The organism is Oleiagrimonas sp. C23AA, assembly GCF_011759385.1.
In the GTDB taxonomy this organism is placed as follows: domain Bacteria; phylum Pseudomonadota; class Gammaproteobacteria; order Xanthomonadales; family Rhodanobacteraceae; genus Oleiagrimonas.
The window spans coordinates 614,779-636,018 of sequence record NZ_JAARLY010000001.1; the positions used below are offsets into that span (position 1 = coordinate 614,779).

At 63.6% G+C, this 21,240-nt stretch carries 16 protein-coding genes; 8 read left to right on the forward strand and 8 right to left on the reverse strand.

What is annotated here, in order from left to right; translation table 11 throughout:
* The first annotated feature begins 135 nt into the window (after nucleotides 1-135).
* Nucleotides 136-1,803: an alpha,alpha-trehalase gene (locus HBF24_RS02600; protein ID WP_240922062.1), complete on the forward strand. Its 1,668-nt coding sequence runs from the start codon at nucleotides 136-138 to the stop codon at nucleotides 1,801-1,803.
* Between the two features lie 138 nt (nucleotides 1,804-1,941).
* Here HBF24_RS02600 and HBF24_RS02605 read toward each other — a convergent pair whose 3' ends face one another.
* The 6 genes from HBF24_RS02605 to HBF24_RS02630 form a co-directional block, all read right to left on the reverse strand.
* Nucleotides 1,942-2,313 (reverse strand): hemerythrin domain-containing protein, encoded by a 372-nt coding sequence (locus tag HBF24_RS02605; protein ID WP_206064132.1) that lies wholly within the window; start codon nucleotides 2,311-2,313, stop codon nucleotides 1,942-1,944.
* A 214-nt stretch (nucleotides 2,314-2,527) separates the two neighbouring features.
* Nucleotides 2,528-3,010: an Hsp20/alpha crystallin family protein gene (locus HBF24_RS02610; RefSeq protein ID WP_167168439.1), complete on the reverse strand. Its 483-nt coding sequence runs from the start codon at nucleotides 3,008-3,010 to the stop codon at nucleotides 2,528-2,530.
* 65 nt (nucleotides 3,011-3,075) lie between these two features.
* Complete coding sequence (locus tag HBF24_RS02615) at nucleotides 3,076-4,668, reverse strand: BCCT family transporter (RefSeq protein ID WP_167168442.1); 1,593 nt, start codon at nucleotides 4,666-4,668, stop codon at nucleotides 3,076-3,078.
* A gap of 287 nt (nucleotides 4,669-4,955) precedes the next feature.
* On the reverse strand, nucleotides 4,956-5,114 hold the full coding sequence (locus tag HBF24_RS02620; RefSeq protein WP_167168445.1) for a YqaE/Pmp3 family membrane protein: 159 nt from the start codon (nucleotides 5,112-5,114) through the stop codon (nucleotides 4,956-4,958).
* A gap of 89 nt (nucleotides 5,115-5,203) precedes the next feature.
* Nucleotides 5,204-6,649 (reverse strand): membrane-bound lytic murein transglycosylase MltF, encoded by a 1,446-nt coding sequence (gene mltF / locus HBF24_RS02625; protein WP_167168448.1) that lies wholly within the window; start codon nucleotides 6,647-6,649, stop codon nucleotides 5,204-5,206.
* Between the two features lie 96 nt (nucleotides 6,650-6,745).
* Nucleotides 6,746-8,257, reverse strand: coding sequence for a DHA2 family efflux MFS transporter permease subunit (locus HBF24_RS02630; protein ID WP_167168451.1), 1,512 nt, complete (start codon nucleotides 8,255-8,257; stop codon nucleotides 6,746-6,748).
* Nucleotides 8,258-8,493: 236 nt separating this feature from the next.
* Between HBF24_RS02630 and HBF24_RS02635 the strand changes: the two genes are divergently transcribed.
* Nucleotides 8,494-9,366, forward strand: coding sequence for an SH3 domain-containing protein (locus HBF24_RS02635; protein ID WP_167168454.1), 873 nt, complete (start codon nucleotides 8,494-8,496; stop codon nucleotides 9,364-9,366).
* A gap of 61 nt (nucleotides 9,367-9,427) precedes the next feature.
* On the opposite strand, the gene HBF24_RS02640 is transcribed toward HBF24_RS02635, so the two are convergent.
* Entirely contained in the window at nucleotides 9,428-10,402 is a 975-nt protein-coding gene (locus HBF24_RS02640) for a zinc transporter ZntB (RefSeq protein WP_167168457.1), read from the reverse strand.
* A 140-nt stretch (nucleotides 10,403-10,542) separates the two neighbouring features.
* Here HBF24_RS02640 and HBF24_RS02645 point away from each other — a divergent pair, with 140 nt between their 5' ends.
* The 6 genes from HBF24_RS02645 (at nucleotide 10,543) to HBF24_RS02670 (ending at nucleotide 20,370) form a co-directional block, all read left to right on the forward strand.
* Complete coding sequence (locus HBF24_RS02645) at nucleotides 10,543-11,784, forward strand: MFS transporter (protein WP_167168460.1); 1,242 nt, start codon at nucleotides 10,543-10,545, stop codon at nucleotides 11,782-11,784.
* Nucleotides 11,785-11,893: 109 nt separating this feature from the next.
* Nucleotides 11,894-13,270, forward strand: coding sequence for an NAD-dependent succinate-semialdehyde dehydrogenase (locus HBF24_RS02650; protein ID WP_167168463.1), 1,377 nt, complete (start codon nucleotides 11,894-11,896; stop codon nucleotides 13,268-13,270).
* 83 nt (nucleotides 13,271-13,353) lie between these two features.
* Nucleotides 13,354-14,745, forward strand: a complete 1,392-nt coding sequence (gene pssA / locus HBF24_RS02655; protein ID WP_167168466.1) for a CDP-diacylglycerol--serine O-phosphatidyltransferase — start codon at nucleotides 13,354-13,356, stop codon at nucleotides 14,743-14,745.
* Nucleotides 14,746-15,126: 381 nt separating this feature from the next.
* Entirely contained in the window at nucleotides 15,127-17,214 is a 2,088-nt protein-coding gene (locus tag HBF24_RS02660) for a beta-L-arabinofuranosidase domain-containing protein (RefSeq protein WP_167168469.1), read from the forward strand.
* 73 nt (nucleotides 17,215-17,287) lie between these two features.
* Entirely contained in the window at nucleotides 17,288-17,641 is a 354-nt protein-coding gene (locus HBF24_RS02665) for a hypothetical protein (protein WP_167168472.1), read from the forward strand.
* An 80-nt stretch (nucleotides 17,642-17,721) separates the two neighbouring features.
* A complete protein-coding gene (locus tag HBF24_RS02670; protein WP_167168475.1) occupies nucleotides 17,722-20,370 on the forward strand; it encodes a glycoside hydrolase family 2 TIM barrel-domain containing protein in 2,649 nt (882 codons plus the stop codon).
* Nucleotides 20,371-20,380: 10 nt separating this feature from the next.
* Here the strand turns inward: HBF24_RS02670 and HBF24_RS02675 are convergent, their stop codons facing one another.
* The gene (locus HBF24_RS02675) at nucleotides 20,381-20,962 is read right to left on the reverse strand and encodes a histidine phosphatase family protein (protein WP_167168477.1); all 582 of its coding nucleotides are present in this window, start codon (nucleotides 20,960-20,962) and stop codon (nucleotides 20,381-20,383) included.
* Nucleotides 20,963-21,240 lie beyond the last annotated feature (278 nt).

The following is a 21,240-nucleotide window of genomic DNA, read 5'->3' on the forward strand; positions in this document are numbered from 1 at the left end:
GTGCCGCTGAGCCTTAGCCCCATCATGCGCTCAAAAGCGGCCCAAGTGCATCGAGTCGTATTGTGTTGCGTATGACGCCTTGCATTGGGATGATATCGATAACAATACCAACGAAGACGTTTGGGGGAGATGCTTATGTCGCGCGCACACGTGTCCGCAGCGCTGGCCGCTGCTTTGATGCTGGGATCGGTCAACGCCGGTGCCACCAGCCCGCCGCCAGCCTCGCCGCAGCGCACGCTCGGCTACATCCACAAGGCCTGGGGCATGCTCACCCGGTCGATGACCGACTGCAAGTCGCTGGGGGACAGCAAGGTCAACCACCGCCCGGTGATGTATCTGCCGGCTGACCTGCCGATGCCCAAGGCACTGGCCGCGGTGCAGCAGCGCTGCAACGTCGATGTGCGCCGCTTGCCGCAGCCCATCCAGCAGCTGGGTGATTTTCAGCCGACCCGACTCAAGCAGCAGGGCTTGCTGTATCTGCCGCATCCTTACGTGGTGCCGGGCGGCAAGTTCAATGAAATGTATGGCTGGGACAGCTACTTCATCATGCTGGGTCTGTTGGCCGATCAGCACGTGGACATGGCCCGCGGCATGGTGGAGAACTTTCTGTTCGAGGTGCGCCATTACGGCGCGGTGCTCAACGCCAACCGCAGCTATTACCTGACCCGCTCGCAGCCGCCATTCCTGGGCGAGATGGTGCGCGAGGTACTGGCCACGCCGCAGGCCTTTGCCAGCAAGGTGGCCGCCGATCGCTGGCTGGCCCAGGCCTATCCGTTGCTGGTGAAGGACTATTCCACCTGGACGCGCAAGGCGCATCGGGCCGGCGATACCGGGTTGGCGCGCTACTACGGCTATGGCGGCCAGCAGCCGGTGATCGAGATGGATCATCACGTCGATTACTTGACCGGCGTGATCAAGTTTCTGATCAGGCATCCCGGTATGGACCAGGGCTATTTGCTCAAGGCAACGCAGCATCCGGATGCTGCCGAGCGCGCCCATCTGGCCAAGGTCAGTTGCGATGTCAGCTTGACCGATACCTGCGCCAAGGCCTGGTACCGGGGCTATCGCCTGAGCGCACGCTTTTACGAGGGCGACCGCGCCATGCGTGAATCGGGCTTTGACACCACGTTCCGTTTCGGGCCTTACAGTGGCTCGGCCGCCGACATTGCGCCGGTGGGGTTGAACAGCCTGCTGTATCGCTATGCGCTGGATCTATCGGCGTTTGCCAAGCGCCTGGACAAGCCGCAGCAGGCTGCGCGCTGGCAGCAGGCGGCCGATGCGCGAAAGGCGGCTATCAATCGCTACCTTTGGCAGCCGGCGCAGGGGCAGTTCACCGACTACAACTTCGTTACCGGCAAGGCATCGCATTACGCCTTCATCACTACCTTCTATCCGCTGTGGGCGGGACTGGCGAGCAAGGCGCAGGCCGAGGCCGTTCGTGATGAGCTGCCCTTGTTCGAGCGGGCTGGCGGCCTGCAGACCAGCACCCACGATACCGGGGCGCAGTGGGATGCGCCGTTTGGCTGGGCGCCGACCAACTGGCTCGCCGTGGCCGGTCTGGAGCGCTATGGTTACATCGATGACGCCAAGCGCGTGGCCGGCAAGTTCAACGCCACCATCGACCGCAGCCTGGCGCACGACGGCACCATCCGCGAGAAATACAACATGGCCACCGGCAACGCCGATGTCACGATCACCGCCGGTTACACCGACAATGTGATCGGCTTTGGATGGACCAACGCGGTCTATCTGAAAATGCGTCAGGTGATGCAAGGCAAGGTGGTGGATACGATCACGCCGTGAGTAAGGTTGGCCGGGTGTGGCCGGCGATGTTTGCCGCTGGCTGCCAAGTGCCAGGTGCCAAGTGCTCTGCAGATGGCATGAAAAAACGCCCGCATCATCATGACGCGGGCGTTTCCTTCATTGGATTGAGTCGGTCGCTCACGCCATGGCGTCGAGCTGGCGCTCCATTTCCTGGCGATAGGAGGTGGCCAATTGATGCTTGTCGTTGTCCGACAGTGCCTTGCCGGCCACCTGGAACACCTCGTGCTCTTCTTCGTCCAGGTGATGCGTCACCAGGTGCTGCAGCTTCTGCGCCGTGGCCAGCCAGCCGGATGAGCTGGGGTCGGTGGCCTCCAGCTGCTCGATCAAGTCATCGATTTCCTTGTGTTCGGACACGCTGTGGCGAGATTTTTCCACCGTCATCTCGTGCCCCATCAGCGGCCGGTAGAAGTTCATCTCTTCAGCCACGGCGTGGGCGCGCAGCGCGCGGCGTGTACGGTCGAAAAGTTCACCCCCGACCTTCACTGTCACCGTGTGTCTTGATCAATAGGTCAAGCAGGGTGCGCTGGGTATCGTGGTCTTCGCGAAGGGCTTCGAAAATGGTGCTCATGGGGCCTCCTGGCGGGTTCGGCTAGGGCCGTTTGTTAATGATGCCGGTGAGCTTAGGAGGCCTGCCGTGGCGTCGGCGTGGAGGCGGTTCGGCCGGGTCGCGACACCGCCTCCACAAACCTTTCATCGAGATGGGTTACTCGTCCTCATCCTCGGCGATATCGATGTTGCGAGGCTTGGCCTTGGCGCCGTTGGCGACGGTGATTTCCAGCAGTCCGTTGCGTACGCTGGCGGAAATGTGGTCCTGGTCCACGCCTTCGGGCAGCAGCATGGAGCGGCGGAACGCGCCATACACACGCTCGCGCGTGTAATAGACCACGTTGTTGTCGAGTTGGCTGTCGCGATAACCGGAAATGGTCAGTACACCGTTGGATACAGTCACCGAAACCTGGTCACGGCGGATGCCGGGCAGTTCGCAGCGCACGATCAAATCGTCGCCCTTGGCGAAGATGTCGGCCGGCGGTACATACGCCGAGTCGTGCGAGCGTGGCGCCTGCGCGCCCTCGGAGCTAGCACGCATCCAGTTGGACTGCACACGGTTCATTTCGCTCATCACGTCCATGAAACCACGGAACGGATTGCGGGCGGATTTCGAATGCGGTTTGGGCTTATCGGTCATGACATTCCCCTTCAACCAGAATGAGAGACGGGAGCCGTATCATGCGGCTCCCGCCAGCGTTGCAATTACGATTGGCGATGCGGCGGTTCGGCAAACTTCAGTTTGGGAAGCGCGGCGACGCCATCGTCCTGTTTCAGCGCCTTGGTCAGCGACCAGCACATCAGCAGCAGCACCAGGCAGAACGGCAGGCCGGATGTCACCGCGGCCGTTTGCAGAGCGCTCAAGGGGTCCTTGCCTTGCGTGGCGCCACCGACAGTTCCTGCGATCAGCAGCACCGCGGCCACCGCACCTTCCATCACCGCCCAGAACAGACGCTGCTGCCAGATCGGATCGGGATCGCCGCCGTTGGTCAGGATGTCCACCACCAGCGAGCCCGAATCGGACGAGGTGGCGAAGAACAGCGTGACCACGATGATGGTGAGTACCGAGGCGGCGCCGGCCACGATCTGGCCCACCGGCAACTGGTCCATCAGCACGAAGATGGCGTGTGAGGCATCGGCATTCATCAGCGCCGCGTCACTTCCGTGCAGCATGTGGAACAGCGCGGTACGGCCAAAGATCACAAACCAAACCAGCGAGGCACCGGTCGGAATGAGCAGCGTGCCCAGAATGAACTGTCGGATGGTGTAGCCGTAGGAAATGCGGGCGATGAACATGCCCACGAACGGCGACCAGGAAATCCACCAGCCCCAGTAGAACAGCGTCCAGGCCTTCTGGAATTTCTGGCCCTTTTCATCACTGAAAATGTTGAGGCTGGTCTGGACCAGATGCTGCAGGTAGTAGCCGGTGTCGGTGGCCATGTTCGACAGCAGGTACAGCGTCGGGCCGACGATGAACACGAAGATGGCCAGGGCAATGGCCAACCACATGTTGATTACCGACAGCCTGCGGATGCCGGCGTCCACGCCCAGCATCACGCTGACGATGGCGATGGCCTCGACTACGCCGATGACCAGCAGCTGGGTGCTAAGACCATCGGAGACGCCGAACAGGTCGTTGAGACCAGCGGCGATCTGGCTGGCGCCCAGGCCAATGGAGGTGGCCAGTCCGAACAGGGTGCCGAACACCGCGAGGATATCGATCAGATGGCCAATGGGACCATTGATGCGATCACCGATCAGCGGATAGAACGCCGAAGCCGGACGCAGCGGCAAACCCTTGCGGAACGAGAAGTAGCCCAGCGCCAGACCCAGCACGATGTAGATCGCCCACGGGTGCAGACCCCAGTGGAAGAAGGTGTAGTTCATCGCACTTTCGGCCGCCTGTGGCGTACCGCCCTGGACCACTGGCGGGTTCTTGAAGTGCATCAGTGGCTCGGAAACGCCGTAGTACACCAGACCGATACCCATGCCGGCGGTGAACATCATCGAGATCCACGACCAGGTGTCGTATTCGGGCGTGGAGTCATCCTTGCCCAGGCGAAGTTTGCCCCAGCGGCTGAGGGCGATCACCACCACGAAGATCAGGAAAATCGTGGTCGAGAAGATGTAGAACCAGCCGAAGTAGGTAGCGATGAAGTTCTGCGTCGCATCGGCGGCGCTGGAGAACGTATCGGGAAAGATCGACGCGGCCGCGACCATCAGAATGAGCAGTGCGCCGGAAATCAGGAACACCGGCGGATTGGTGTGCTTCTTGAGATAAGACGTAATCGTAGACATGGCCCCTTGCTAGCTCCCTGTATGTCGCCGGGCATGCTCCCGGCGCAGAGCGCACGCTGCCAAATGCAACGTGACGCTGGATGTGCGGCAAAGGTGCGCTGCACGCACATCCGGTGACTTCTCGCTTCATCGACCCACCGGTGAACGTCCGGTCGGCAACGAAGCATTCGAGAGCATCCAACACGTACGTTGTGCCACTGGCCAAAGGCCGTTGTAACGGGCAGCAGGCGAACTGGCAGGCTGGATGCGAGTGCGCACGGCCCCAACCGTGCGCATAAATGCTTGGTCTACCGGCTCAGGATGACATAAATCGCATGAATGAGCCCCGGGATATATCCGAGCAGGGTCAACAGGACGTTGAGCCAGAACTGCGCGCCCAGGCCGACCTGCAAAAATACACCCAGCGGGGGAATGATCACCGAGAAGATCAGGCGAATGATGTCCATTGAGTCTCCATGAAACCGATTAAAGACTCATGCAAACATGTGCCGCCTTTACCTGAGCAAACGATGCCGGCAGCGCTTTCAGGCTGCTTTCATGGATCAATAAATGGGCCTGGACCAAAGGCGCCAGGCCAGTGGTCATCATCCAGCCCGGCCAGCTGCGTGGCCGGAGCCGGCATGCGAAGGTGGTGGAAGCGCAGGATGTTGGCGTAATTGCGGATACGGCGTATGTAGCGTACCGGTTCGTTGCCGCGCGCGTAGCCGTGTTTCAAGGTGCGGTAATACCTGGGCACGCTCAGCTTGGGCAGCACCTGGGCAACGCTGCGCCACTGGTCCGGATTGCGCCCCAGGCGCTTGGCCAGTGCACATGCATCGCGAATATGTCCCAGCCCCACGTTGTAGGCGGCCAGGGCGAACCAGATGCGATCGGGCGGTTTGATGGCCGCCGGTAGTCGCTGTCGAAGATGGGCCAGGTATTCGGCCCCGCCGCGAATGCTGGCGCGCACGTTGAGGCGGTTCTTCACGCCCAGCTGATGGGCGGTGCGACGGGTCAGCATCATCATGCCGCGCACGCCGGTGGCGCTGGTTGCGGCCGGGTTCCAGTGCGACTCCTGGTAGGCCTGCGCGGCCAGGATGATCGGTGGCAGCTGGTATCTCGCTGCGGCCTTCAGGAACAGCGCCCGGTAGTCTGGATAGCGCTTGTCGATGCGGCGCACATAGGTGCGGATATCGACATAGTCGAATACTTTGTACGGGCTGTAATACTGGCGGTCGATGGCGGCCAGTTGCGTTCTTCCCTTGGCACTTTCCATCCAGTCGGCGATGGCCTGGGAAAGCTCATCGGAGCCTTTGGGCATGACCCAGGCCAGCGGTTGCGCCGGGCTCAGCGCGAAGGCCACTTTCAGGTTGGGAAAATAGCGCCGGTTGATGGCCACGATGTCCGAATCGGCCACGGTGCAATCGAGCTGGCCTTTCCATACCTGGCGCAACAGCGACTCGGTACCCACGCCCTTGACCGCCGTCCAGGCCAGCGCCGGATGCTGGCGCTTCAGTGCGCGAAGGCGCGACACGTAGCTGGAATCGGCAATCACCTTCAGTGTGACGCCATCCAGATCGGCCGCGCTCTTGGGGCGCGGACCGCCGCGCCGGCACACCACCTCCTCGGTGACCTGCTGATAGTGCGGGCCAAAATCGAACTGCTCGCGGCGTGCCGTGGTCGGCGTGAGCCCGGCGGCGATCATGTCGCCTTCGCCCTTGGCCAGCGCATGCAGCAGGCCACCCACCGACGACTTGACCACGAATACCGGCTTGACGCCCAGCGAGGCGGCAAAGTCACGGATGCGGGCGTATTCGGCGCCCATGGCGCGGTCATCGCGGCCGATGTAATAGGTGGTGGGCGCATTGCGCGTCAGCACGATCAGCGTGCCGCGCTTGTGGATGCGTGCCAGCGACCCGGGGCCGGGCGGGGCGCATCCCAGCAGGGTGGCGGCCACGCCGGTCAGCAACCAGCGCAGTGGCCGTACCGGTGTGCGCGTCATGCGTCCCTCCCCAGGGCGACGTCCCTCAATGGACAGCCCGCACAGCCTAGGCCATGCACGCCGTCGACACCAAATAGGCGACGCCCCCAGGCGATGTCAGCGGCGCTTGCCGTTGAAGGGCGGCTTGGTCAGCCAGAGCACCGGTACCAGCGCGATGAACACCCAGCCCAGCACATGCATGATGTCGTTGAAGGACATCTGCGAGGCCTGCTGCGTGATCGAGTGATTGATCACCGCCGCCGCCTGCTGCTTGCTGTGACCCAGACTGTGCAGTGCATCGCGCGCCTGGCGGTTGTACGGAGTGATGCTCTCGGCCAGCTGCGCGTGATGCACCACGGAACGCCGATCCCACAGGAAGGTGGTGATCGAGGCAGTGAAACTGCCGCCCAGCGTGCGCAGGAAGGTGGAAAGGCCCGAGCCGGAGGCGATCTCGCTGGTTTTCAGATCCGACAGCAGAATGGTCAGCACCGGCATGAAGAACAGCGCCACGCCCAGGCCCTGGATCAGCTGCACCATGGCGATGTGGTTGAAGTCCACCTGCGTGTTGAAGTGCGATCGCATCAGGCAGGTCACGCCAATGATCACAAAAGCCACCGCCGCCATGATGCGAAGATCCATGCGTGGCCCATATTTGCCCACGAAGAAGGTCAGCAGTACCGGCAGCACGCCAATCGGTGCGGTGGCAAAGCCGGCCCAGATCGCGGTGTAGTTTAGCGATTGCTGCAACCACAGCGGCACCAGCAGGTTCATGCCGAAGAAGGCCGCATAGGCCAGTACCAGCAGCAGCGTGCCGGCGGCGAAGTTGCGGTGCCGGAACAGTTTCAGGTCGACGATGGGGTTGTCGTCGGTCAACTCCCAGATCAGGAAGATGGCCAGGGCAATGGCAGCGATGATCGCCAGCGCTATGATGAAGCTGGAGTGGAACCAGTCGGCATCGTTGCCCTTGTCGAGCATGATCTGCAGCGCGCCGACGCCAATGATCAGCGTGAACAGGCCGATGTAGTCCACCTTCGGCCGTGATACCGGGTCTTTCTTGCCCGCCAGCTGTGTGGCCGCGACCACACTGGCAAAAATGCCGATGGGCACGTTGATGAAGAAGATCCACGGCCACGAATAATCATCGGTGATCCAGCCGCCCAGCACCGGGCCGGCAATCGGCGCGAGCACCGTGATCATGCCCAGCAGCGCCAGCGCCATGCCACGCCGCTCGCCGGGGTACACCGAGATCAGAAGGCTTTGCGTGACCGGATACATCGGCCCGGACACCGCACCCTGGATAGCGCGGAAGAACAGCAACATGCCCATGCTTTCCGACAGCCCGCACATCAGCGAGGTGATGGCGAACAGCAAGGTGCACCAGACGAACAGCTTCACCTCGCCAAAGCGCTTGGACAAAAACCCGGTCAGCGGCAGCGAGATGGCCATGCACACCGTGAACGAGGTGATCACCCAGGTGCCCTGGTTGTAGCTGACGCCCAGATTGCCGGCGATGGTCGGCAGCGACACATTGGCAATGGTGGTGTCGAGCACGCGCATGAAGGTGGCCAGCGACAGGCCGATGGTGGTCAGTACCAGGCTGGGTGGTTTGAAATGCGCGTCGTCGCTCATGCTGTCATGACAGGTAATTCAATCGTCTCAGGGTCCGCATTTGTGGCGCGCTGTCAACTCGCGCTGGCTGCACACGTTCAACAAGAGTACGAAAATCGTCCTTGTCGGGGCTGTCTTGCCGGTATCGTGCCCTGGGTGGGGTGGTGTTCAGCAGGTGGGGCTAATGTGAGCCCATGTCGGGTTGGAACACGGCCACGCGGGAAAGGCCCCGCACCAAATAATAGGAGCGAGCTGTCATGAAACCATGGTTGCCTGTTGTTGCCCTGGGCCTTTCATCCCTGATGGCCGTGCCGGCGATGGCTGCCGATCCGGCTTATGTGACCGCTGACCTGACGCTGCGCGCCGGTCCGGATATCGGCTATCCGCGCATTACCGTTTTGCCTGAGGGCTCGGAAGTGATGATCCAGGGCTGCCTGGATGACTGGAGCTGGTGCGATGTGATCGCCGGTCCGGATCGCGGCTGGGTGGCCGGCGCCTATCTGGAATCGGAGTATCAGGACCAGCCGGTCTACGTGGAAAGCTACGGACCGCGCATCGGCATTCCGATTGTCAGCTTTGTGCTGGGTGCGTATTGGGGTTCGCATTATCGAAACCGCTCCTGGTACCACGAGCGCGATCGCTATCGCCGTGCGCCGCCACGTCATTCGGCGCCGCGTGCGCCGCACCGTCGGCCGCCGCCGATCCATCGCCAGCCTCGCCACGACGACTCGCATCGCGGCGACGTGCGTCGTACGCCCGAGCGTCGCGGCGATGGTGACCGGCGCACGCCGACCGTGCGCTACCAGCATCCGCCGGGTCATTCGAGCACGCCCACGCACAGCTATCGCACACCAGCGCACGAAACCCAGCGCCGCGTGCCCGACCGTTGGCAGCACACGCCGTCACCGCGGGTACCGGCACAAAGCCGCACGCCTGACCGCGGTACGCGCGTCGAGAGCGGCCATCATGGCACCGTGCAGACGCATGTTCCGCCGCGCGTCGAGTACGGCGGCAAGACCTCCACGCACGGGCGTTCCGGCCAGGCGTCCAGCCATCACGACAGCAAGCGCAACGCGCACGGTCACGGCGATCACAGCCAAGACGATTCGCACCGCGATCACGGTCACTGATCGATTGATCAGCGCCACATGGTGATAGAGGCTGAGGGCGGCCGCGGTTAAGCGGCCGCCCTCAGAACCATTTGCGTACCTTGAAATAGGCCAGCTGCAGCGCGACCACCACCACCAGGATGCCGACCACGATGGCGAAGGCAGCCTTGTTGTCGGTGCCGGGAATGCCGCCCACGTTGATGCCCAGCAAACCGGTGAAGAAACTCAGCGGCAGGAACAGGGCGGCCACCAGCGACATCACGTACAGCCGCGCGTTGATGCGCTCGGACAGGCGGTTGCTCAGTTCTTCCTGACTGACCATGGCGCGCTCGCGCACCGCATCCAGGTGTTCGACGTGGCGTTCGAGCTGATCGGAGGCCTCGCGCACCCTCAGGCGGTCCTTGTTCGACAGCCAGCTGTGTTCGTCGCCATACAGCGCACGCATGGCCTCGCGCTGCGGCGCCAGATAGCGACGCAGCATGATGGTCTGGCGACGGATGTCCGAAAGCTCGCCGCGCAGGGTCTTGTCGATGCCGTCTTCGAACACGTCCTCTTCCAGCTGGCCGGCGCGATCTTCCAGCTCGGCCATCGGGCCTTCCATGCGCTGCGTGATGCGGATGCTGAAGCTGGCCAGCAGACCGCCGGTGGTACGCGGGCCGCGACCTTGCTCAAGCGCCTGCATGACATCGCCGACCGACAGCAGGCTGCGCTTGCCGGCGCTGATGATGCGCTCGCGGTCGATCCACAGACGGATCGACACCATGTCCTCCGGATCGGCCTCGGGATTGAGGTTCACGCCGCGCAACACCACCAGGGTGCCTTCGCCCATATTGCTGGTGCGCGGGCGGGTTTCCTCGCGCAGCAGGGCGCGGGTGGCCACTTCATCCAGCCCGCTTTGCTCGCTCAGCCACTGGCGGGCGTGCTCGACGCTGTAGTCCAGGTGGATCCAGACCGGGCCGGTGGCCGGCTGCCAGCGGCGGATGTCGTCCCAGTCCATGGCACGCGCGCCACCTTTGCCATCGAGCTGACAGGCGTGGATCAGGCCGCTTTCATTCATGCATCACCTTGCGAAGGGAGTGGGCGCTCGACGGACCGGGCTTTCGTGGCCCCGGCCCACGTGACGTCGACACGCGACGTGGCACACTTTAGCGATGATTGATCGATTGCACAGCGCCCCGACGGCGCAGCGGGGCGCGCATGAGCGATGAGCGCGCCTACCATGATTCCCTGAAAGCCAGCTGGTGGATTGCGGCTATCGCCTTGCTCAGCGGCGTCGGCGGCGGCGTGGTGTTTCCGATTCTGCCGATGCTGGGTGTGCAGCTGGGCCTGTCGGCGGTGCTGGTCGGCTTCATCCTGGCGGCCAATCGCATCACGCGCATTTTCTTCAACCCGTTCACCGGCTCGCTGATCGATCGCTTCGGCGCGCGCTGGCCGGTGGCGGTGGGGCTGTTTCTGGAAACGGTCGCGGTACTGGCTTTCAGTCTGGCGCTGCACTCGGGCTCGCCGGGGCTGTGGTTCCTGGTCGGGCGAGTGGTGTGGGGCGTGGGCTCCTCGCTGATCCTGGTGGGGGCGTTGGCGGCGGTGATGGCCATTTCCGTGCCGCGCAATCGCGGACGCCTGACCGGCCGCGTGCGCACCTCGATGACGCTGGGACTTCCCGCCGGGATGCTGATCGGTGGCCTGATTGCCGACCTGGCCTCGCCAAACGCGGCGTTTCTTTCCGCCGCCGCCATCACCCTGGTCACCGGCGTGTTCGCGCTGTATGCGTTGCCCCGCGATGCCCATGGCGATGCCGGCGCCTCGCACGAGCGCGGCTGGAAGGTCTGGAAGGGCTTGCTGCGTTTGCCGCAGCTGCAGGTGATCTGGTGCGCCAATGCGCTGATCTTCTTTGCCGTGTCCGGTGTGCTTTTGGCCACGCTGGTGGTGATGATCGACAAGCGCGGCATCACCGTGTTCGGCCTGGGCAGTTCCGGCAGTGCCGGCTTGATGATGGCGCTGCTGATGGTGTTTCGCGCCATCGCGGCCCTGGGGGCGGGCAGTTTTCTTGATCGCCGACGCGGTCGCACCGCGCTGCTGTTGCCGGCGGCACTGGTCACGGCCGCCGGCTTTGCCGCGCTGGATGTGGCCGGCCACGACTGGAGCATGGCGCTGGCGCTGGCCGTCATCGGCCTGGGCAGTGGAGCGTTGACCATCCCACTCTTGACCCTGCTCAGCGACACCGCCAGCCAGCGTACCCAAGGGCGAGCGATGGGTTTGTACCAGGTTTACGGCGATATCGGTGGCAGCCTGGGGCCGGTGGTGGGCCTGCAGTTGGGCGCGATGAACGGCTATGGGCCCATTTATCTGGCAGTGGCGGCGGCCATGCTTGCGACGGCGTTGCCACTTTACTGGCTGGTAAGGCGTGAGCGTGCCGAGCACGCGACGCAGACACAGGCTTGATGCCGCTTTCGCGCCGCTGAACATCGCCGGCTCATGTTGAGTTATGTGCAGGTTGGCCAGACCACACTCGAAGCTCCCCGTATGTGATTGTTGACCAGGAGCGCCGCGAATGACTGCCCAGTATCAAACCATCAATCCAGCCACCGAGGCGGTGATCGACACCTATACGCTGCAGAGCGACGCCGAGGCGCGCTCGCAGCTGGACGCCACGCACCAGGCGTTTCTCAAGTGGCGCGATACCTCGATGCCCGAGCGTGGCAAGGTGCTCAAGGCCGTCGCCCGCTTGTTGCGTGAGCGCAAGGATGACCTGTGTGCGTTGATGACCGAGGAAATGGGCAAGCCCATCGCGCAGGGTGGGGCCGAGGTCGAGCTCTGTGCCTCGATCTGCGAGTACACCGCCGACAACGGCGCGGATGCCCTGGCCGATGAAGCGCGCGAACTGGAAGGTGGCCGCGCCCTGGTCACCTATCAGCCCATCGGCGTGGTGCTGGGCATCCAGCCATGGAACTTCCCGCTCTACCAGGTGGTGCGTTACTCCATTGCCAACCTGATGGCCGGTAACGGCGTGTTGCTCAAGCATGCGCCCAACGTCTGGGGCTGCGCGCTGGCGCTGGCGTCGGTCTATCGTGATGCCGGCCTGCCGGATGACCTTTTCGCCGTACTGAGGATCGAGGCTTCGCAGGTGGCCGCGCTGATCGAGCGCCCCAAGGTGCGTGGCGTCACTCTGACCGGCAGCCCCGCCGCGGGCGCCAAGGTGGCCGCCAAGGCCGGCGAGTGCCTGAAAAAGTCGGTACTGGAACTGGGCAGCAACGATGCCTATCTGGTGCTGCATGACGCCGATATCGAACGCGCGGTCGCCACCTGCGTGCAGGGGCGCATCAACAACAATGGCCAGACCTGTGTTGCGGCCAAGCGCTTTGTGGTGGTCGATGCTGTCTACGAGCAGTTTCGAGATGCCTTTGTCGAGCAGATGGCGGCAATCGAATATGGCGATCCGACTGATCCCGATACCCAGCTTGGGCCGATTGCGCGCAAAGACCTGCGCGAGAAGCTGCACAATGGCGTGATCAATTCCATTGAGGCCGGCGCGCGTTGCGTGACGGGCGGCGAAGTTCCCGACGGCAAGGGATTTTTCTACCCCAGCACGGTGCTGGAAAATGTGCAGCCGGGCATGCCTGCCTATGACGATGAACTGTTCGGCCCGGTGGCTGCCCTTATCCGCGCCAAGGACGACGAGGATGCGTTGCGCATCGCCAATGACTCGCGCTTTGGCTTGGGTGGTGGCATCTTCTCGCGCGACGAGGCCCGCGCCGTGCGCATGGCGCGCGAGCGCTTCGACACCGGCATGGTCAACATCAACGGTTATCGCCTGGCGCAGCCGCAGCTGCCGTTCGGCGGTGTCAAGGACAGTGGTTACGGCCGCGAGCACGGCGGCTTTGGTATCCGCGAGTTCGTCAATGCCAAGACGGTAATGATCGTCGACTGACATGGCGCAAGCGCGCTGCACCTGAAGTCCGTCAGCTGCGGTGCAGCGCGCGTGTGCGTCCAAGGTCGGCTAGCATGAAGGCGATGAACAAGAGCGTTTCCACTCCCTCATTGGCCCAGCGCCTGACTCCGTTTCGCCACCGTCGTGGCGAGGCGCTGGCCAGCCTTGGCGGTTTTGCCGTGGACGCCGGCCGCATCCAGGTTCTGGAAGGCCCGGCAGCGTTTCGCCAACAGCTGATCGACGCCATCGGTCGTGCGCACCGACGCATCATCATCGTCGCGCTGTATCTGGAAAACGACGAGGCCGGCCGCGAGGTGATGCAGGCGCTGCATGCGGCGCGCATAGCCAATCCGCAGTTGGGCATCGATGTGTTTGTCGATGGCCATCGCGCCCGTCGCGGACTGCTCGGACACGGCCAGAGCGCCGGCAATGCGGCCATGTACCGCGAGTACGCGCAACGCTTTGGCGAGGGTGTGCGCGTGTGGGGTGTGCCAGTGCAGAACCGCGAGCTGTTCGGCGTGTTGCACTTGAAGGGCATGGTCATCGACGACACCGTGATCTACAGCGGTGCCAGCCTCAACAATGTGTACCTGCATCGTCACGAGCGCTACCGGCTGGATCGCTATCACCTGATCGATTCGGCTGCGCTGGCCGACAGTCTGGCCTGGTTCGCGTTCACCAACCTGCGCGACAACGCGGCGGTAGTGCGTCTGGATCAGCCAGACCCGCCGCCGTTTCGCGAGCGCCCGCAGGCCATCCGCGATCTGCGCCAGCAGCTTCGAAGCGCGCATTACACGGTCGCCGGCCAGCGTCTGGCGGCCGGTGAGGTCTCGGTCACGCCGCTGGCCGGTTTCGGGCGCAAGGACAATGCGCTGAACGCGGTGATCCTGGATCTGGTGCGTTGCGCGCGCCAGCATATCGTGCTGATGACACCGTATTTCAACCTGCCGCGGCCGGTGCGCGTGGCGCTGGGGCAGGCGCTGCGCAGGGGTTGTCGCATCGACATGATGGTCGGCGACAAGTGCGCCAACGACTTCTACATTCCGCCCGATCAGCCGTTCAAGAAAATCGGCCTGCTGCCTTATCTGTACGAAGCCAACCTGCGCCGCTTCGTGTCCACGCACAAGCGCCACCTTGCCCGTGGCCAGCTCAACTTGTGGCTATGGCGCCACGAGGCCAACAGCTTCCATCTGAAGGGCATGCTGGTCGATGACACGCATGCACTGCTGACCGGCAACAATCTCAATCCCCGCGCCTGGGCACTTGACCTGGAAAACGGACTGCTGATCCGCGATCCGCACCAGCTTCTTCGCGAGCGCCATCAGGCCGAGTGGGAGCGCCTGCGCCAGCACGCCACGCGCCTGGTCGATACGCACGATTTGCAAAATCCGCGCAGCTACCCGCCATCGGCGCGCAAGCTGTTGAAGCGCATTCGCCGCTTCCGTTTCCACCATTTGCTCAATCGCCTGCTGTAGCGCCGGGTTACGCGAGGCTCTGTGGCTGGCAAGGCCATGGCGGCTGACTGCTCCCCCTGGGTCGGGCACGTCGTTCACGGCAGTGAACACGTATTCCGCGGGCGCCCCCCCCCCGCGTCGGCTTGGCCTCGGGTAGCCGACGCTGGATGTTGTACCGGCAGTCCACTGGCGCGTCGCAGAACAGGGCTCTCGTTGCTTGCAATCGGTTGAGGTTGTCGCTGATTTTGGCGCTGCGTATGTCCATAATTCGGCGACCTGTTGCGGATGCAGTCATGGCGATATCGTTACCTCCATGTGGCCATAGTGGAGAGGGGAGCCGCAGACGCGACAGTTTATTTGTAGTACCTATAGAGCGGTCAAACGATCCCCGCGGGATATGCCATGAACGAAAAGCCGACCTCTCCATCACGACGTGACTTCCTGCAGCGCTCCGGCGCAGCCGGCGCGGCGGCCTTGCTGCCGGTGGGCGTGGCGATGGCCGGGCAACGGGGTGAGCCTGACAAGCCGATGATGCAAGGTGTGCCGCTACTGCATGCGCATGACTCCAAGCTGCGGAGCCAGGCCTTTTACCTGTTGCCTACAGGCGCGGTCACGCCGCGCGGCTGGTTGCGTCGGCAGCTGGAAATTCAGGCGGCGGGGCTTGGCGGCCATCTGGACGAGACCTGGCCGGATGTGGGCCCGGACAGCGGCTGGCTGGGTGGCAAGGGTGAATCCTGGGAGCGCGGGCCGTATTTCCTGGATGGTCTGGTGCCCCTGGCCTGGCAGCTCGATTCGGATGAACTCAAAGCCAAGGCACAGCGCTTTCTGGACTGGACGCTCGATCATCCCTGGCCCAACGGCATGTTTGGCCCGCGCAGCAACAATGACTGGTGGCCGCGCATGGTCATGCTGAAGGTGCTGACGCAGTATCACGAGCTGACCGGCGATCCCCGCGTCATCGCCCTGATGCAGCGCTATTTCGCCTATCAGTTGAAAACCCTGCCGCAGCGCCCCCTACGTGACTGGGGCCGCATGCGCTGGCCCGATGAATTGCTCTCGGTGCTGTGGCTGTATCGGCGCACGGGCGATCCGGACCTGCTGAAACTGGCCGCGCTGCTCAAACAGCAGGGCTTTGACTGGCAGGCCATGTTTGCCGACTTCACCTTCACTCACAAAGTCGACCCCAAGGCACTGAAGGCCAAGGCACACGGCGGCGATGTGTTCATGGAAGACATCGGCCTGCGCGTGCACGGCGTCAACAATGGCATGGCGATCAAGGCCTCGCCGGTGTGGTGGCTGGTGTCGGGGCAGGCGGCCGATCGCGCCGCCGTGCACCATCAGCTGGCCATGCTCGATCGCTATCACGGTGAGCCCAACGGCATGTTCTCCTGCGATGAGCATCTGGCCGGTCGCAGTCCATCGCAGGGCACCGAGCTGTGCACCGTGGTCGAGACCATGTTCTCACTGGAAACGGCGCTGGCCATCCTCGGTGATGCCGCGCTGGCCGACCGCCTGGAGACCATCGCCTACAACGCTTTGCCCGGCACCTTCAGTGACGACATGTGGGCGCACCAGTACGACCAGCAGAGTAATCAGGTGGAGTGCAGCCTGCACCGTCGTCCGTGGACTACCAACGGGCCGGAGTCGAACCTGTTTGGCCTGGATCCGCACTTTGGCTGCTGCACCGCCAATTTCCACCAGGGCTGGCCCAAGCTCACATCGAGCCTTTGGATGGCCTCGGCTGACGATGGACTGGCCGCGGCGGTGTACGCGCCATGCCATGTCGAGACGGTGGTGCGTGGCGTGCCGGTGCGTGTGGACGAGAGCACCGACTATCCGTTCCGCTCCGAGATCCGTATCCACGTCGAGCCGCGCCAGGCGCTGCGGTTTCCGTTGTCCTTGCGTGTGCCGGGCTGGGCCAAACATGCCAGCATCCGCGTCAACGGCGAAGCCGTCACGGTGGCCAAGGCCGGTCAGTTCACGCGAATCGACCGGCACTGGCAACCGGGCGATGTGATCGAGGCACGCTTCGAGGCCGAGGTCGAGCGCGTGCCCGGTTTCAACGATTCGGTCAGTTTCCGCCACGGTGCGTTGGTGTTTTCGTTGCCGATCGACGAGGCGTGGGTGAAGTGGCGCCGGCGCGGCCTGACCTCGGACTGGCAGATTTATCCGGCCTCGCGCTGGAACTATGGTGTGCCCGCCGACGCCAAAGTGCAGGTATCGCATCAGCCAGTGGGCCCGACACCATTTGCGCGCAGCCAGCCGCCGGTCACGCTGCAGGTGGCCGCGCATCCGGTGCCGGCATGGAAGGCCGAAGAGGGCGCTGCCGATCCGGTGCCCAAGGCTCCCAAAGCCGCAGGCGACGAGCCAGCCGTGATGCTGACGCTGATTCCCTACGCGGCCGCCAAATTGCGCATCACCGCCTTGCCCGTGCTGGGTGCAGGCACCGTGTCGGACAAGGACACGCGCCACGTCGACGCGGTCACCTGACATGCCGCCGGCGCTTGTACCGTGCGCGGGCGAAATTTAAGGTGGACGGCGAATTTTCAAGGAACGCATTCAGGTGACTGAGAATCCGCAACGCGCCGCATCCGCCCGCCGCCTGGTGACCGGGCTGGTGATTGTCGCCATCGGCCTGGCCATCCTGCTGGGTAACCTCGGTGTGCATTTCACCATCTTCGATTACCCGCACTGGTGGGCGTTTGCGCTGATGCTGCTGGCGTTGGTGCCGCTGCTGCAGGCGGTGCAGCGCTATCGCGCCCAGGGTCGCTTTGACGCTCAGGTGGGACGCTCGGCGTTGGCCGCGCTGATGCTGTTGACCCTGGGTGGCGGTTTCATCGTTGGCGCCACCTGGCACACCTGGTGGCCGGTGTTCGTGATCTATGGCGGCCTGTGGGTGATGCTGCGTCCGCGTTGAGTCGGGCGATGACCTGTTGCGGTTGACAGGCCTTTACCGGCTGGCAAAGCTCGGTGCTTTGATCGCAAAGGGGAAGGGACATGGGCAAGCGCAGCCAATGGCGCTGGACGCAGGGAGTACTGGCGCTTTTGGTGTTGGCCGTGTCCTTCCACGCAGCGCACGCCGTCACCTCGCCCAGCGCACGTCATACGCTTTCGCTGATGCATGGCTGGCGTTTTCACTACACGGGTAAGCCCGGTGACGCCAGTCAACTGTCGGCGCCGGCGTTCAAGGCGCATGGCTGGACCCAGGTAGCGCTGCCGCACACCTGGAATCATTTTGGCCAGTACACCCTGCACCGCACCGCGGCGGACAACCTGAAGCAAGGCGTGGGCTGGTATCGCCTGCATGTGCCCGGTGCGAAGCTTCCTGTCGGGCAGCGGCTGTTCCTGCAGTTCAACGCGGTGGGCGAAATTGCCGATGTGTGGGTGAATGGCAAGCACGTCGGGCATCATTCCGGTGCCTTTTCGCGTTTTCGCATCGATGTGACTGGCGCGCTGCATCGGCGCGGCGACAACGTGATCGCGGTGCGCGCCGACAACAGCAAGGTGGCGCCCGGCAGCCGCACGCAGGATGTGATTCCGCTCAGCGGCGATTTTTTCATCCACGGCGGGCTCTATCGCGGCGTCAGCCTGATCGGCGTACCGGATCAGCACATCGACCTGATGGATTTCGGCGGCCCCGGTGTTTACATCCACACCAGCGATGTCAGCGCCCAGCAGGCCACGGTGCATGTCACCACGCGGCTGCGCAACGATGCGGCGTCCGCAAGCCGGCTGCGATTGAATGTGCGCGTGATGGATGCCAAGGGGCATGCCGTCGCGGAAACCTCACAGCCCGTCGCTTTGGCGGGCCAGCGCACGCAGGCGGTACCGGTGGCACTCACCTTGCCTCACCCGCATCGCTGGAATGGCCGCGCCGATCCGTATCTTTATCACGTGGTCGCCACGCTGAGTCGGGGTGACCGGGTGCTCGATCGCGTGGTGCAGCCGCTGGGCGTGCGCACCATGCGCATCGACGCGGATCGCGGCTTCTTTCTCAATGGCAAGCACCTGGTGTTGCACGGCGTGTCGCGGCACCAGGATCGGCTGGGCAAAGGCTGGGCCATCAGTGATGCCGATCAGCGCCAGGACATGGCAATCATCCAGGACATCGGCGCCAATACCATCCGTTTCTCGCACTACGAGCACGCGCCGCTCTGGTTCCGCCTGGCCGATCAAGCCGGCATGGTGGTGTGGTCGGAGATTCCGCTGGTCGATGCGGTGTCGTTGCATAACGCGCCCGCTGATGCCGCACTGATCGCCAATGCCCGCCAGCAGCTCACCGAGCTGATCAAGCAGAACATGAATCACCCGTCGGTGGCGGTCTGGGGGCTGGGCAACGAGACCGATCTGAAAATGGCGCAGGGAAAGGTGGGGCGCAAGGCCGATCCGGTGCCCGTGTTGCGCCAGTTGCAGGTGCTGGCCAAGCAGCTTGATCCCAGCCGCGCGACGACACTGGCCGACTGTTGCGAGCCGACCCCGCAGCAGCCGGGCAAAGCCATGCCCGATGTCGCCGGCATCAGCGATGTGATCGGTTACAACCGTTACTTTGGCTGGTATTACGGTAAGGTGAGCGAGCTTGGTCCGGCGCTGGATGCGTTGCACGCCAGGCACCCGCATCAGCCCATTGGTGTCAGTGAATTTGGCGCCGGCGGCGCGGTGAGCCAGCACACCGACAATCCCTTGGGTGGCCCAATCGATACCGAAGGGCGGCCGCATCCGGAAGAGTTCCAGAGCTGGTGGCACGAGCATGCCTGGGCGCAGTTGGCGCGCCGGCATTATCTGTGGGGCGCATGGGTGTGGAACATGTTCGATTTCTCATCGCCCATTCGCCACGCTGGCGACTCCACCGACATCAACGACAAAGGTCTGGTCACTTTCGATCGAAAGATTCGCAAGGACGCCTTCTACTACTACCGCGCGCAGTGGTCCAAGCAGCCCACCGTGCACATCAATGGACGGCGTTACATACACCGCGATTACGCCGTGACCGATGTGCGTGTGTATGCCAATGCGCCGCAAGTGACGCTTGGCCTCAATGGCCACTCGTTGGGGACGGTGGCCTGTCCCGGCCATGTCTGCGTGAAGCGCGAGGTTCACCTTGTGCCGGGGGCCAATGCGCTGCGCGCCAGCGCCGTATTTGATGGCCGTACGGTGAGCGATTCGGTGCGCTGGCTGGCGCCCGACGCTAAGCGTGGCTTGAGCATCAACGTAGGCGATTTGGCTGGTTTCACCGATCGCGATGGTCTGCGCGGCGGCTCGGATAACTGGTTCCATGGCGGCACGGCACATCGGCTGAAAGGTGCGCACGCGCAATCGCTGGCGGGCGCTGGTGTGCCGGCGACGCGGCTGGGCTATCGGCAGGGGCGCTTCAGCTACGCCATCCCGCTGCCGGCGGGACGCTGGAACGTCACACTGTTGTTTGTCGATCCGCGCACCAAGGCTTCCGCGCCGTGGCGCTTCGATGTGCGGGCCAACGGCGCCACCGTGCTCGATGATCTGGATGTGCGCAAGGCAGCCGGTGGCGCGCTTCGCGGCATCATCCGTCAGTTCACCGCGCGCTCGGTGGATGGAGCGCTGAAGCTCGATTTCGTGCCGGAGCAGGGCGATGCGGTGTTGTCGGCCATTCGCATTCGCCCGGCCGCGTAGGCTCGGTGCGTTATGTGGCCGGCGCGAGGTTCCAGCCGGCCAGCGCGCCCTGGTCGTGCTCGTAGTCGAGCAGGCCGACGCGGCCCGAATGCAATGACAGCCGCGCGCCCGCGCTGATCGGCAGGTCCATCCAGCGCGCAGCCAGGGCACGCAGCGCGTGGCCATGGGCGAAGGCGACGATGGGCGCATCGTCGCTGCCGCGGGCGCATTCGATCAGTGTGTCGATGCGTTCACACATCTGCTCGGGGGTTTCGCCGCCTTGGCCGCCGCCATGGGTGAACACGTTCCAGCCCGGTACCTGCTGCTGGATCTGCGGTGTGGTCAGGCCTTCAAAATCCCCGTAATCCCATTCGCGCAGGGCGTCGACGATATGCGGGTCGTCAAAGCCGCAGGCCGCCGCCGTTTCGCGCGCCCGGCGCAATGGGCTGCACCACACACGTGCCGGTTGTTGCGCCGCCAGCCAGTGTTTCAGCTGCTCGGCTTCGGCGATGCCCTCTGGCGTCAATCGTAGATCCGTGCGCGAGGTATGCCGGCCGTTGGCACTCCATTCGGTGGCGCCGTGGCGAACAAGAATCAGTTTGGCGATGGGCATGGCGATGAAAGGCAGCTAAAACCACAGCCTAGCTCAGCCTCGGTGGCAGCAGGGTGAATACGGCACGGATCGACACATGGAAAGTCTGTGTTGCATGTTCTCTATGGATGTAAACGTTTTCAGTCGGGCTTGATATACGTGCGCCCGAACCGTTGCCATGTTGGCAAAGATAGGCGAGGCTTGCTTTTTTGGCGGCCTGCGCAGGCGAGTGCGTGGCCGCCGCTGGATGTCACAGCGTGGCCATGCGCAAGACGTTCACCGTCCGCTATTGGCTGTGC

Bases quoted from the DNA above. Each gene is read 5' to 3' on its own strand.
- HBF24_RS02600 (WP_240922062.1), top strand. From the start codon at position 136: ATGTCGCGCGCACACGTGTCCGCAGCGCTGGCCGCTGCTTTGATGCTG.
- HBF24_RS02610 (WP_167168439.1), bottom strand. From the start codon at position 3,010: ATGACCGATAAGCCCAAACCGCATTCGAAATCCGCCCGCAATCCGTTC.
- HBF24_RS02615 (WP_167168442.1), bottom strand. From the start codon at position 4,668: ATGTCTACGATTACGTCTTATCTCAAGAAGCACACCAATCCGCCGGTG.
- HBF24_RS02620 (WP_167168445.1), bottom strand. From the start codon at position 5,114: ATGGACATCATTCGCCTGATCTTCTCGGTGATCATTCCCCCGCTGGGT.
- mltF (WP_167168448.1), bottom strand. From the start codon at position 6,649: ATGACGCGCACACCGGTACGGCCACTGCGCTGGTTGCTGACCGGCGTG.
- HBF24_RS02630 (WP_167168451.1), bottom strand. From the start codon at position 8,257: ATGAGCGACGACGCGCATTTCAAACCACCCAGCCTGGTACTGACCACC.
- HBF24_RS02635 (WP_167168454.1), top strand. From the start codon at position 8,494: ATGAAACCATGGTTGCCTGTTGTTGCCCTGGGCCTTTCATCCCTGATG.
- HBF24_RS02640 (WP_167168457.1), bottom strand. From the start codon at position 10,402: ATGAATGAAAGCGGCCTGATCCACGCCTGTCAGCTCGATGGCAAAGGT.
- HBF24_RS02645 (WP_167168460.1), top strand. From the start codon at position 10,543: ATGAGCGATGAGCGCGCCTACCATGATTCCCTGAAAGCCAGCTGGTGG.
- HBF24_RS02650 (WP_167168463.1), top strand. From the start codon at position 11,894: ATGACTGCCCAGTATCAAACCATCAATCCAGCCACCGAGGCGGTGATC.
- pssA (WP_167168466.1), top strand. From the start codon at position 13,354: ATGAACAAGAGCGTTTCCACTCCCTCATTGGCCCAGCGCCTGACTCCG.
- HBF24_RS02660 (WP_167168469.1), top strand. From the start codon at position 15,127: ATGAACGAAAAGCCGACCTCTCCATCACGACGTGACTTCCTGCAGCGC.
- HBF24_RS02670 (WP_167168475.1), top strand. From the start codon at position 17,722: ATGGGCAAGCGCAGCCAATGGCGCTGGACGCAGGGAGTACTGGCGCTT.
- HBF24_RS02675 (WP_167168477.1), bottom strand. From the start codon at position 20,962: ATGCCCATCGCCAAACTGATTCTTGTTCGCCACGGCGCCACCGAATGG.